Consider the following 13,725-nt stretch of genomic DNA (forward strand, 5'->3'; position numbering starts at 1 on the left):
ATGCGATATCCGATATATTTAACCGATCACCATTTCAAATTGTATCTAGCACAAAACTGAGCCTTCTATGCGTCAAAATTATAAGCGTTTGTTAGCAGCCCTTGTGTTGATGAGCGCGACTCAGACATCATCAGTGGTTCAAGCCGAAGGAATTCGTCTTGTTGGACCGTCTGGTGAAGTGCAATCATCTCCGAGCTATGCTGAAGATATTGAGCGAGCATTACCTGCTCCTCCTGCGAATACTCAACCGTCACGTTTCTTTGGTCCGACTGGTGAAAATCAAACACTATGGTCGATCGCTTCAGAATTACGACCTTCACGCGGTGTTACCGTTCAACAAACGCTTCTTGCCATTTACCGAATTAACCCTCAAGCGTTTGAGAACCAAAACATTCATGAATTGATCCCAGGGAGTCGGCTACGAGTACCTTCTCTAGAGCAAGTGCAAAGCGCGACCACAGCGCAAGCTGTTGCGATTATGAAGGCGCATGAAGCTAAGTTAAAACAGCCGAAGCCGACAAATAGAGCGACGCCAGCACAACGAGTCACCGAGCAACCAAAGCCACAAATTAAAGTAGAACCCAAACCTGCGGCTAAGCCAGAGACAGTGGCAGCAACGGAGCCAAAACCAACTCCGAAAACAATACCAGTCATCCCTGCGCCACCAGTAACCACCTCTCCGCAGGGAGAAAAGCAGGTCAGTGCGCTAAAGGACAAACTTCAAGGCTCACAAAGTGAATTAGAGTCATTAGAAGAGAAGAACCATCGTCTTCGATTGATGCTGTCAGAAGTGCAAAGCGAAGTCGAAACTTTGAAAAGCGAGCTGAATGACGAAGAACGCATTCGCTCAGAAGTCGAGAAACTGCTTGCAGAAGAGCGCCAGCGCCTTGCTGAACAACAGCGCATGCAACCAAGCACCATGGACAAAATTTTGTCTAATGGTTGGCTTGTTGGTCTTGCGGCATTAATTCCTGGTGCTTTGATTGCGTTGCTAGTTGTTATGCTTCTTGGTCGACGCTCTAAAGCGAAAGGGGAAGAAGCGGCTGCACAGGAACAGCAAAACGTTGATCCTCTAGCGGCGCCAATCGGTTTAGCGGCGGCGGATGAGCTTGATGAAGAGCTCACGCTTGATGATGAATTGTTTGCAGATGAAGATATCAACACACAGTCTTTACAAGAAGAGAAGTCAGATTTAGAAGAAGACGTCTTTGCTAACCTCGACGATGAAGAACTTGATTTCAATCTGGAAGGGGACGATGACCCATTTGCAGATATTGGCGATGACGGTGACCTAGATGTTGGTCTGGATGAGTTTGAGTCATCGAACAATGGTATCCAAGTCAACGGCGAAGAAAAAGCGCTTGGTTTAGAAGAAATGGAGCGAGCCTTAGATGAGGTTGCTCCAGAACTAGAAGTGCTCGATGACGATGAGTCTGGCTTCGATCTTTCGGATGATGTGAATGAGAAATCAGACTCGCTTTCAGACGACGCATTTGCCGAGTTACTTGCAGCCGATGAGCCGTCAGAAGAGTTACCAAGTGACACTGTCGACCAGGATATGCTTGATGACTTGTTTGCTGAACTTGGCAACGATGACTTCGATTTAGATACTGATGAGCCTGAGTTAAAACAGCCCGTTTCGGATGATGACTTTAGTGTAGGAGAGGCATCTGACGACGATATCGATAAGCTATTGGCCCAGTATGAACAACCGGCTAGTGAATCGGAAGTTCGAGAAGCTGACGCCAATGAAGGTCCTGTTCTAGATGAAAACAGTACAGAGCTACTCGATGAACTCATTGATTTTGATGAAGATGACACAGACGAGTTTGATCCACTAAACGAGCTAGAAGCAATCTCTGGTTTTGAAGGTGATGACTCGATCGAAGAGTTAGACGCAGATAGCACAGACTTACTGGATGAACTCATTGATGATGTTACCTCTGAACTTGATGAAGAGACTGAAGCTGATTTAGATCCGTTTGATGATCTGATTCGAGAGGACGAGAGCCCAGAGCTGAATAAATCGGAAGAGGAAGAGTTACTGAAATCACTTGGTTTTGGTGAGCCAGACGCCGACGAAAAGCCATCTTCCGTAGTTGAGTCAGAACAAACTCATGAAGATCAGGACATTGAGTCTGGGTTGGACATCGACGCTTTATTAAGTGAAAGCCAACCAGACACGCAACAAGCTGCAAAAGAGCAACCATTAACCGAGCCAGAGGCTGCTTCAGAGCCATTTAGCAGCGATGAATTTCTTGGTGATTTAGAGGACCTCACACCAGAGAATGATCCTTTAATGAGCGAGCTAGACGACCTATTTGAGTCAGACAGTGAAGAACTTCTGCCAACAGAACAAGAAAAAGCGGATTTTTCTGCTGAACTTGACGCTCTATTTGATAGTGAAGACGATTTACCGCAGCAAGTTGAAAAAACACAAACGGAGATAGAGGAAGCTTCATCACTACAACAAGAGGCTACCGATACTGATTCAACACAAGAACCATCCGTGGAGTCCGGTGCTGAGGTACAGCCTCACGTTGAGCAAGAGGAAGACATTCCAGCCTTCACGCCGACACCAAATACAATAGAGAATGAATTCGGTGTTCCACAAGAAGAAGATTGGCTACTGGATGAGCCTGAATTGGAGCCGGAAACTGAGTCGACCAACGATTCAGAAGAAGAATTCAATTTTGATGAGCTAGATCTTCCAGAATTCAGCGAAGAAGATGCTCTAGCATCTATGGCTGGCGAACCTGCGTTAGAAACGTCCGAGTCCGTTGAACCAGAACAAATTGAAGCCGACTTGCCAGCTGAGTCCGAAGAAGAGTTCAATTTTGACGAGCTGGATCTTCCTGAGTTTAGTGAAGAAGACGCATTGGCGTCCATGGCTGGCGAACCTGCGTTAGAAACGTCCGAGTCCGTTGAGCCAGAACAGGTTGAAGCAGACTTGCCAGCTGAATCAGAAGATGAATTCAATTTTGATGAGCTCGATTTGCCAGAGTTCAGTGAAGAAGATGCACTGGCGTCTATGGCTGGCGAACCTACGTTAGAAACGTCCGAGTCCGTTAAGCCAGAACAAGTTGAAGCCGACTTGCCAACTGAGTCCGAAGAAGAGTTCAATTTTGATGAGCTCGATTTGCCAGAGTTCAGTGAAGAAGATGCACTGGCGTCTATGGCTGGCGAACCTGCGTTAGAAACGTCCGAGTCCGTTAAGCCAGAACAAGTTGAAGCCGACTTGTCAGCTGAGTCCGAAGAAGAGTTCAATTTTGACGAGCTGGATCTTCCTGAGTTTAGTGAAGACGACGCATTGGCGTCTATGGCTGGCGAACCTGCGTTAGAAACGTCCGAGTCCGTTGAGCCAGAACAAGTTGAAGCCGACTTGCCAACTGAGTCCGAAGAAGAGTTCAATTTTGATGAGCTCGATTTGCCAGAGTTCAGTGAAGAAGATGCACTGGCGTCTATGGCTGGCGAACCTGCGTTAGAAACGTCCGAGTCCGTTGAGCCAGAACAGGTTGAAGCCGACTTGCCAGCTGAGTCCGAAGAAGAGTTCAATTTTGATGAGCTCGATTTGCCAGAGTTCAGCGAAGAAGATGCCTTGGCGTCGATGGAAGAAGAGCCAGAATTACCGAGCTCTGAGACTGCAGATATAGAACCAATCTCCGGTGAGGATGAAGAGTTAAGTTTTGACGACCAAGATCTTCCAGAGTTCAATGAGGAAGATGTTCTCGCGTCAATGAACGAGGGTGCGCCAGAGAGCCCTAAGGTTGAAGCAGAGACATCGAGACCAGCTATTCAAGCCGATAACGATCATGATGCTTTGTTTGAAGTATTTGCGCAGCAAAACGGCTTTGATACTGACCCAGAAGTGCAGCCAACAGCGACAGAGGGTGAGCCGCTCAGTAATTTGGATGATGAATCATCAATGGCTAACCTTCTTGCGGAAGACGCAAACTCAGAAGTATTTGAAGGTAAACTAGACAGTGACACCATCGCAAGTGCAGGTATGGATTTTGAAACCATGCTTGATGTTGGAGATGATTGGGATGGCTTTAAACCCGCTGCTGATAACGTAAGTTCTACTGAAGAAGTGCCTGAGGACCAGCGTGATGTTTGGAATTCGAGTGATGCACTAAGTCAGCCAGAGATCGCGCAAGAAAACTGGGCAGAGCAAAGCGACTTGGATGACTTCGACCCGAAGAAAAATCAATTTATGACGATTGATGAATTGATGGCTCAGGTCGACAGAGAAGGTGGTGAGTTCGAAGAAGAAGACCTTAAGCTCGATGTCGGATTGAACGAGTTTCCAGATGTTATCGGCGAGATCGGCGATATTGACGTAGATAACAATGCTGAAGCGGCTGGGAAACTGGATTTGGCTAAAATCTATCTCGAGATGAACGATTCTCAAGGGGCGATTAAACTACTAGAAGAGGCGATTGTTTACGGTGAGGATGATATTCGCCGCGAAGCAAAAAGCCTGATTGACGCCATTAATGGCCGATAAACCGAAACAAAAGGGTAGCGTTTGCTACCCTTTTTGTGTCCCGTTAGTAGGATGCTACCTTTATGTCACCCTTGGTGAAACTGGCAACTTGAGGTGACTTGAGTATATACTTCCCGCCCCATTTTAGAGTTCGAAGGTTAAGATGAGAATCGCATTAGGTATCGAGTACAACGGTACAAACTACTTTGGTTGGCAGCGCCAAAGAGAAGTGAAAAGTGTCCAAGAAGAGCTAGAGAAAGCATTGTCCGTCGTCGCTAATCACCCAGTTGAAGTTCAGTGTGCTGGTCGGACAGACGCAGGCGTGCATGGCACGGGACAAGTTGTGCACTTTGATACCAACGTTACTCGAAAAATGGTAGCTTGGACCATGGGCGCAAACGCGAACATGCCAAGCGATATAGCGGTTCGTTGGGCTAAGGAAGTTTCAGATGATTTCCATGCAAGATTCTCAGCGACAGCTCGCCGTTATCGTTACATTATTTTCAATCATGCTTTACGTCCAGGCATCCTAAACTCGGGGGTTAGTCACTATCATGGTGAGCTCGACGAGAAAAAAATGCATGAAGCAGGGCAGTTCCTACTTGGCGAAAATGATTTTACGTCGTTTCGCGCGGCGCATTGTCAGTCTCGCAGCCCATTTCGAAACTTGATGCATCTGAACGTTACGCGCCATGGAAACTATGTGGTTATTGATATTAAAGCCAATGCGTTCGTGCATCATATGGTTCGTAATATCACGGGTAGCTTGATAAAAGTTGGACGTGGCGAAGAGAGTCCTGAATGGATCAAGTGGTTATTAGAAGCCAAAGATCGCAAACTAGCGGGTGCGACAGCGAAAGCGGAAGGTCTGTACCTGGTAGATGTAGACTACCCAGAAGAGTTTGGGTTACCTGAAGTGCCGATCGGTCCACTGTTTTTACTAGATAATTTGAACTAATTTTACAAACTTATTTCAAAATATCGGTAGTGTTTACATTGAATGTGAACGGAAAACATACGCTATTTACGATATCAAAAATAGGTACAACCAGTTTTTTATCTACAGTAGCTGCAAGATATGGTTTAATCCGTCGGTATTATGTCGAATTTATATCTTTCGCAATGAAGCGGAAGAGTTGAGAGAAAAGGTCTTCCATGAGTTGGCTTGAAAAGATTTTAGAGAAAAGCAATCTAGTAAGTTCACGCAAAGCTTCTATCCCAGAAGGTGTGTGGACTAAATGTACCTCTTGTGAACAGGTTTTATACCATGCTGAACTAGAGCGTAACTTAGAAGTTTGTCCAAAGTGTAACCATCACATGCGTATGAAAGCGCGTCGTCGTTTGGAAACATTTTTAGATGAAGGTAATCGAGTTGAATTAGGTTCTGAACTTGAGCCACAGGATAAACTGAAATTTAAAGATTCTAAGCGATACAAAGAGCGTATCTCTGCTGCACAAAAAAATAGCGGTGAGAAAGATGCGCTAGTTGTGATGCAGGGTGAATTGCTTGGTCTGCCGCTTGTGGCGTGTGCGTTTGAATTCTCCTTTATGGGTGGTTCAATGGGTTCAGTCGTTGGTGCTCGCTTTGTGAAAGCAGTGGATGCAGCCATTGAAAATAACTGTGCGCTTGTTTGTTTCTCAGCAAGTGGTGGTGCTCGTATGCAAGAGGCTTTAATGTCTCTTATGCAAATGGCAAAAACCAGTGCTGCGCTTGAGCGTTTATCAGAAAAAGGTCTGCCGTTTATTTCTGTTCTAACTGACCCTACAATGGGTGGTGTATCAGCAAGTTTGGCTATGTTGGGTGATATCAACATCGGTGAACCTAAGGCCCTCATTGGCTTTGCTGGTCGTCGTGTAATCGAGCAAACTGTACGTGAAGATCTTCCTGAAGGTTTCCAGCGTAGTGAGTTCCTGCTTGATCACGGTGCTATTGATATGATCGTTGACCGTCGTGAAATGCGTCAGCGTGTGGGTGGTCTTATCGCTAAGATGACTAACCACAAGTCTCCTTTGGTGGTTTCGGTTAACGAATCTCCAAATGAAGAGCCATATTCTGTACCAGAAGCGGACGAAAAAGGGTAAAGTATCAACTAACATAAAAACCAAAGAATTTAATGGTTAAAGTTAGATGACCCAAAACCCAATTCCTCAAGCCACATCTTCATTAGAGATGTGGCTTGATTATTTAGCAAATATTCATTCCTCAGCAATTGATCTAGGCTTAGACCGTGTCCAAGCGGTAGCAAACAAAGCCAATCTTACCAAACCAGCTCCAACCGTAATCACCGTTGCCGGAACCAATGGCAAAGGCTCAACGTGTGCGTTAATGGAAGCCATTTTACTTGATGCTGGCTATTCAGTCGGTGTTTATAGTTCTCCGCACCTGATTCGTTACAACGAGCGTGTACGCATTAATGGCGTTGACGTTGTAGATGCCAAGCACTGTAAAGCATTCGATTATGTAGAAAAGCAGCGTGGTGATGTTAGCCTTAGCCTCTTTGAATTCGGTACGCTTGCTGCGCTACGTATTTTCCAAGTAGAGAAAGTTGACGTTGTCTTACTTGAAGTAGGACTTGGCGGCCGTCTAGACGCCACTAACGTTGTTGACCATGATGTTTCTGTTATTACGAGCTTAGCGATCGATCATGTGGATTGGCTTGGTGATGACATCAATGTTATTGGTTTTGAAAAAGCGGGCATTTACCGTTCAGGGAAGCCAGCAATTTGTGGTCAACCGACGCCACCAGCGACCGTGGCGGCTCATGCTGACGATATTGGTTCTGAGTTCTTCCAAGTAGGTATTCAGTACGATTACCAACTAACTGATAATGGTTGGAAATGGAGCAGTGGGGCATTTGAGTTAGAGGATTTACCAATCCCATCGCTACCATTACAAAATGCAGCCACTGCACTGATGGCACTAGGGGCTTCGGAATTGCAAATCACTGACATAAATATTGTCAATGGCTTGAATAATGCTCGTTTGGCGGGGCGTATGCAAGTACTGCATCACGAACCTGAAATAGTCCTTGATGTCGCTCATAACCCGCACTCTGCTGAGTATTTGGTAGAAAGAGTGAAGCAACAATATCTGGGTAAGAATATCCATATTGTGGTTGCAATGCTGCATGACAAGGACATTAAAGCAACCATTGAAGCGCTAACTCCAGTTGCAACACAATGGTATCCAGCGTCGCTTACTGGACCGAGAGCGGCGACCGCTGATGAATTGTGCCAATACTTACCTGATGGGCAAGTTCATTTTGAAAACCCTGTTGACGCCTTCGAGAGTGCGAGAAGCCACGCAAAGACAGGAGACGTTATTCTGGTGGTTGGCTCATTCCATACCGTCGGAGAGGTATTGGAACATTGGCAATCAAATAATAAATAAGTAAAGGTATTTTGATGGCAAGTAAATTCCAAAGTCGTTTAGTCGGCACCATCATTCTAGTCGCAGTCGGAGTCATTGTTCTTCCCGATGTGCTAGATGGTAAGAAACTGCACTACAAAGAAGAATTTGCCAGTATTCCTATCAAACCAGAACTTGATAGTGATGTGGAAAACTTCGAAATATTAGAGCCAGTGGAAGACGACATTACGTTACCGGATTCTCCGGTTGAAGCTGTAGTGCAAGAACGTGAGGATGCTCAAGTAGCCGTTTCTGAGCCCGAGCCAGTGCCAACATCTAAACCTGAGGTCATCAAACAACCAGAGCAAGTTGAGGTCGTCACTCGTCCTGTTCAAGAGAAAAATCAATATGAAGATTCAGCTTGGATCATTCAGTTGATGGCACTTAAGAATCACGAAAATGCTGTCGCGCTTGTCGCGGATTTGCAAAAGCGTGGTTATCAAGCTCACACAAAGAAAGAAAACGAGTTTACGAGAGTGATTGTTGGCCCTGATGTGTCAAAAAGTAAACTTGAACGACAAGTTCAAGAATTACAAAAAATTACAGGTTCAAAAGGTCAATTGCTTAAATTTAAGCCATTAAATCCATAAGAAAACGTTTGCGTCAGCATTTTTTCTGTTAAAATGCGCGCCAACTTAAGATGAAGAAAAGATGAATTGGATAGATTTTATCATTTTAGGTGTGATCGGATTTTCAGCTCTGATCAGTTTAGTTCGCGGTTTTGCTAAAGAAGCTTTGTCTTTGGTGATTTGGTTCGGAGCGTTTTTTATCTCCAGTAATTACTATGCCAAATTAGCGGTGTACTTCACCAACATCGAAGATGATATGTTTCGTAACGGAGCGGCGATTGCGGCGTTATTTGTCGCAACCTTGGTAGTTGGTGCAGTGGTGAATTACGTCATTGGTCAACTGGTACAAAAAACAGGGCTATCAGGTACGGACCGAATTCTCGGGATTGTATTTGGTGGTCTACGCGGAGTCTTAATTGTTTCTGCGGTGCTGTTTTTTATGGATGCGTTTACTGCATTCCCAAGCTCGGATTGGTGGAAAGATTCACAGTTGATCCCTGAGTTCAGCCGTATCATCGCCCCATTCTTCGAGCATTTACAAGCAACATCAAGTTTTCTGTCTGGCACTATCTAGTAGTGCCAGCTACTGTCGCAAATCGAGGATTAGGACATGTGTGGTATTGTTGGAATCGTGGGCACAACGCCTGTAAACCAGTCTATTTATGACGCGTTAACGGTGTTACAGCATCGTGGCCAAGATGCCGCTGGTATTTGTACCATAGAAAGCAATCGTTTTCGTCTGCGTAAGGCGAACGGTTTAGTCAAGGATGTATTTGAAGCAAGACACATGCAACGCCTGCAAGGCGAGGTCGGAATTGGTCATGTTCGTTACCCTACAGCAGGCAGTTCAAGCGCTTCAGAAGCTCAACCTTTCTACGTAAACTCTCCTTTCGGTATTACACTTGCCCACAACGGTAACTTGACTAACGCTAACGAAGTTCGTCAGAAGCTGTTTGAAAAAGATCGCCGTCATATCAATACCACTTCAGACTCTGAAGTATTACTAAATGTACTGGCGCACGAAATTGACTCAGTAAAAGGAAATGTCACGACCGAAGACGTATTCCGCGCAGTCACCAATGTTCATCGCACAATTCGCGGTGCTTATGCTGTGACCGCCATGATCATTGGTCATGGTATGATTGCATTTCGTGACCCACACGGTATTCGCCCGCTCTGTTTAGGTAAGCGTGAAGTTAACGGCAGAGCAGAGTACATGGTTGCGTCTGAATCGGTGGCATTGGATGCGGTCGGTTTTGATTTCGTCCGTGATGTTGCACCTGGTGAAGCGATTTACGCAACGTTTGACGGTGAGCTTTACACGAAGCAGTGTGCAGATAATCCTAAGCTGAACCCTTGTATTTTCGAGTTCGTGTACTTTGCTCGTCCAGATTCGTTCATCGATAAAATTTCGGTATACAGTGCTCGCGTTGAAATGGGTAAAAAGCTGGGCGAACGTATTCGTGAAGATTATGCAAACCTTGATATCGATGTTGTCATTCCTATCCCTGAAACGTCTTGCGACATTGCACTGCAAATCGCTCAAGCGATCGATATCCCTTATCGCCAGGGTTTCGTGAAAAACCGTTATGTTGGACGTACGTTTATCATGCCTGGCCAGCAACAACGTAAGAAATCAGTACGTCGCAAGTTGAATGCTATTCGTTCGGAATTCAAAGGCAAGAATGTGTTGCTGGTGGATGACTCTATTGTTCGAGGTACAACGTCAGAGCAGATTATTGAGATGGCTCGTGATTCTGGTGCCAAGAAAGTGTACATGGTCTCAGCGGCTCCTGAAGTTCGTTTCCCGAACGTATACGGCATTGATATGCCAAGTGCTACAGAGCTTATTGCCCATGGCCGTGACAACGATACAATTTGTAAGCAGATTGGTGCCGATGCGCTTATTTATCAACGTCTAGAAGATTTGGTAGAAGCTGTAGGTCTTGGAAATCAAGACATTACTCAGTTCGATACTTCCGTGTTTAACGGTGAATACGTAACGGGTGATATCGACCAACAATACCTAGATTTTTTAGATGGTCTTCGTAACGATGATGCGAAAACACAACTTGAAATCCAACAGGACTTAGCAAACCTAGAGCTTCATAACGAAGGCGCATAGGATGCGCTTTCTTAAGTCGTAAAAAAACCAGAGCTTCGGCTCTGGTTTTTGTTTTCGCTATCTAATTAGTGAATGTTATAAGCGATCACAAAGTCAATAAAGAGGCGAACTTTCTCTGGCAGGTGATCTTTGTGGTTGTAAAGCATATAAATGTCGCGCGGGTTTGCACTCCAATCTGGCAGTACGCGTACCAAATCGCCGCTCTCGATGTACTCTTTGATCATGACATCTGGCATTAGGGTGATGCCTAAACCTTCGGAACAAGCGCTGCGCACCACATTGAGCGCGTTTGCTTGAAAACGACCACGATCAACATTCACCACAGACTCGCCTTTGCTATTAATCAAGGTCCACTTAATAAGCGGGTACCCTTTTAGCAATGAATGGTTAGAGAGCTCTTCTGCATGATGTGGCGCAGGATTCGAGGTTAGATAGTCAGGGCTTGCAACGAGAATATCCTTCACTTCGCCAATCTTACGCGCGATGAGGCTAGAGTCGCGTTGCGGTCCCACTCGAAAAATCACATCCCATTCAGTAGGGTCAAGCTTGTCCGCATTATTCTCTGTCGTTAGCTCAATGTTGATGTCCGGGTACTGCTTCATAAAGCTGTTGAACATCGGCATCATCATTCGTTTAGTTAAGTTGTAAGGCGCGGATATCTTAATCTTGCCGGATGCTCCTCGGCAGTCGTCAGTGATTTCCTCTGCTGCGGTTGTTAGCCTTTGTAGTAAAGGAGAGCACTCATGGTAAAAACGTTCCCCTGCTTCAGTGAGCGAAAGTTTGCGAGCATGACGGTTCAATAGTCGAAGATTGACAGAGTCTTCTAGCGCTTGAATGCGTCGGGTGATGGTCGCAACCGGGATCATGGTTTTTCGCGAAGTTGCGGTGTAGCTCCCATTTTCGACAACCAGTCGAAACAGGTTTAAGTCATCTAATTTCATATTTCCAGACACATTAAATTACCGATTACGGTTAATTTATAATTAACTTTGTGATCAAAGCTTGCTTTAAGTCAACATGTTGCATCATTTGAACACAGCAACCCTGTTTGAGTAAATACTGTTATACGCCGTAATATTTGTATTAATGCAGTTTCCGAGCTAAGTTTTATAACAAGGTGAAGCGGCCTCAGGTCTTGCTGTGACACGTTTTGCTGGAAGTAAACACAACAAAAATAATGACTTAATAATAAATCTGTTTTTTTGACTGAGCTTTGTGAGGGATAAAGGTATGTTTAAGACTCACAGTCAAACGGCAATGGTCTCGGCACAGGAAGTGATTAATCAAAAACTAATAATGTTGGTGGACGATGATCCAATATTTCGTAAAGTAACCAATGCCTATTTAGAAAGTCAGGGTTTTAAAGTAGTAGAAGCAGAAAACGGCCTAGAAGCGCTTCAACAACTCAAGGAATGCCAACCCGATCTTATCTTATGTGATTTATCGATGCCGGTCTTAGATGGTATCGAGTTCGTCGAAGAAGTTAGTCTCGAATACCCATATATGCCGCTTATCGTGGTATCAGGCACGGATGAAATGTCCGATGTCGCGAAAGCGTTGCGATTTGGTATTAAAGATTTTCTTCCTAAACCGATAGGTAATTATGAGCACCTATCTCAGGCGATAGAGAATACGCTAGAAGATACCGATAGCCACTTCTCAGAACAACGTGACTTTTCAAGTCAGTGGTTCAGGGTTGATGATGGTGGTGAAATCCCGGATGAACAAGAGCTGTATTGGCATCTGGAGTATTTGCAACAGAATCCGAGTGCGGCAAGAGATTTACTGCAAGCGCTATTGCCAGAGAAGGATGCTGCTCAGGGAGATTGGCGCTGCTCGTACCGTTTATTGCAATCGACGGATGTGATGCCCTTGGTTTTCGATTATCGTTGGTTAATGAATGGTCAATTTGCGTTTTATCTCGTTGATTCTGCTTCCCAAGCTAATGATGGAGTTGCGACGACATTGCTCGTTAGGGCATTGTTTGACGACTATCTCCGTAACTTGAAAAGTTTCAGTGCTGATCTCAAGGACATGGTAGGGATCATTGAAAAAGGAATTGAGTGTTCGGAGTGTGCGGGTGCAGTCAATGCTGTGTTTGGTGTCGCCGACCTCGCTTCATCCTCGGTCTCTATATTGCCTGCGGGTTTAGATAGCCATTGGTCTGACGGAAATACGAATCAACACATCGCAGCAGGTAACCGTTTAGGGGGAGGAAGTATGAAAAACTTCATCACCCGCGATTTACCGCTTAGTGTTGCAGGACAGTTATCTATCGGGTGTTTAGGTTCTTCAAGTTTTAGTTTAAGTATTACCCGGAAATCCCGACTAGTATAATTATGACTTGCAAACCAATAAGCAGCGTCCTGACGCTGCTTATTATCTTTTTAGAACCACCAAAACAACATACGTTTAGTTCAATAACCTTACTTTTTACTGGTGTTTAGATTTGGCTGTTTAATGTATAGTCAGCGCTTAAAACAATAATGACCCATTTGTGCAACGATAATTTAACGCTGTGCCTTGGGAGAAGCAAAGTCAACTAGTGAGAAGACACATCATGGCAGACAAAGATTTTAAAGAGCCTTATAATATTTTTTACTTTTTAGGTTTTATTGCAGTTCTTTTGATCCCAACACTTCCTGCAACGCTAACCTGGCTTCGTGTAATGAATGGTTACGCAGGCTTTTAATCTAGCTATTTTGTACCGGAGTTCACCATTCGTATTAAGCGTTACTTTTTCAATACTGTTGGTGGACTCTGTATTGTGCTCGGCATAGCCGGCATAGCCCTTCCACTGTTACCCACCACACCTTTTATTTTGCTTGCTAGCGCATGTTTTATGCGTGGTAGCCCCGCATTTCATCAATGGTTACATAACCACAAAACGTTTGGACCCATTCTCGACAATTGGCATAAGCATCGGGCTGTTACTTCAAAAGTAAAAAAGCGTGGTGCGATTTTTATTGCGCTTAGTTTCATGGTTTCAATCGTTGTTGTCCCCCTCGTTTGGGTAAAAATTGGTCTTTTAGTGATGCTAATCGTTTTACTCAGCTGGTTTATGCGTCTGCCTGTGATTGAGTTGGTTGCTGACCGAGAAGAAAATCACTAAGATTGTAGAGAATAGTGTGCCCGC

General features: G+C 44.8%; 11 protein-coding genes. 10 read left to right on the top strand and 1 reads right to left on the bottom strand.

From position 1 onward, the window contains the following. The first annotated feature begins 67 nt into the window (after positions 1-67). From R7Z77_RS02385 to purF, 7 genes are all read left to right on the top strand, one after another. Positions 68-4,507: a FimV/HubP family polar landmark protein gene (locus R7Z77_RS02385; RefSeq protein WP_154205115.1), complete on the top strand. Its 4,440-nt coding sequence runs from the start codon at positions 68-70 to the stop codon at positions 4,505-4,507. A gap of 142 nt (positions 4,508-4,649) precedes the next feature. After that, positions 4,650-5,444: a tRNA pseudouridine(38-40) synthase TruA gene (truA, locus tag R7Z77_RS02390; RefSeq protein WP_064354215.1), complete on the top strand. Its 795-nt coding sequence runs from the start codon at positions 4,650-4,652 to the stop codon at positions 5,442-5,444. Positions 5,445-5,641: 197 nt separating this feature from the next. Then, complete coding sequence (accD, locus tag R7Z77_RS02395) at positions 5,642-6,568, top strand: acetyl-CoA carboxylase, carboxyltransferase subunit beta (RefSeq protein ID WP_005380583.1); 927 nt, start codon at positions 5,642-5,644, stop codon at positions 6,566-6,568. 46 nt (positions 6,569-6,614) lie between these two features. Further along, complete coding sequence (folC, locus tag R7Z77_RS02400; RefSeq protein WP_064354214.1) at positions 6,615-7,877, top strand: bifunctional tetrahydrofolate synthase/dihydrofolate synthase; 1,263 nt, start codon at positions 6,615-6,617, stop codon at positions 7,875-7,877. Between the two features lie 14 nt (positions 7,878-7,891). Further along, a complete protein-coding gene (locus tag R7Z77_RS02405) occupies positions 7,892-8,485 on the top strand; it encodes an SPOR domain-containing protein (protein WP_005380588.1) in 594 nt (197 codons plus the stop codon). Positions 8,486-8,546: 61 nt separating this feature from the next. Next, positions 8,547-9,038 carry a CvpA family protein gene (locus tag R7Z77_RS02410; RefSeq protein WP_005380590.1) on the top strand — a complete coding sequence of 164 codons (492 nt, stop codon included), beginning with the start codon at positions 8,547-8,549 and terminating at the stop codon, positions 9,036-9,038. 36 nt (positions 9,039-9,074) lie between these two features. Beyond that, positions 9,075-10,589 carry an amidophosphoribosyltransferase gene (gene purF / locus R7Z77_RS02415; RefSeq protein WP_005380592.1) on the top strand — a complete coding sequence of 505 codons (1,515 nt, stop codon included), beginning with the start codon at positions 9,075-9,077 and terminating at the stop codon, positions 10,587-10,589. A gap of 65 nt (positions 10,590-10,654) precedes the next feature. On the opposite strand, the gene R7Z77_RS02420 is transcribed toward purF, so the two are convergent. After that, positions 10,655-11,530, bottom strand: a complete 876-nt coding sequence (locus tag R7Z77_RS02420; RefSeq protein WP_005384959.1) for a LysR family transcriptional regulator — start codon at positions 11,528-11,530, stop codon at positions 10,655-10,657. 289 nt (positions 11,531-11,819) lie between these two features. Between R7Z77_RS02420 and R7Z77_RS02425 the strand changes: the two genes are divergently transcribed. The 3 genes from R7Z77_RS02425 (at position 11,820) to R7Z77_RS02435 (ending at position 13,701) form a co-directional block, all read left to right on the top strand. Further along, complete coding sequence (locus tag R7Z77_RS02425) at positions 11,820-12,926, top strand: response regulator (protein ID WP_213967591.1); 1,107 nt, start codon at positions 11,820-11,822, stop codon at positions 12,924-12,926. Between the two features lie 223 nt (positions 12,927-13,149). Further along, positions 13,150-13,281, top strand: coding sequence for a hypothetical protein (locus R7Z77_RS02430; RefSeq protein WP_005380608.1), 132 nt, complete (start codon positions 13,150-13,152; stop codon positions 13,279-13,281). A 33-nt stretch (positions 13,282-13,314) separates the two neighbouring features. Continuing rightward, a complete protein-coding gene (locus R7Z77_RS02435) occupies positions 13,315-13,701 on the top strand; it encodes a YbaN family protein (protein ID WP_080276930.1) in 387 nt (128 codons plus the stop codon). Positions 13,702-13,725: the final 24 nt, after the last annotated feature.

It is taken from the genome of Vibrio sp. 1401 (genome assembly GCF_033340295.1).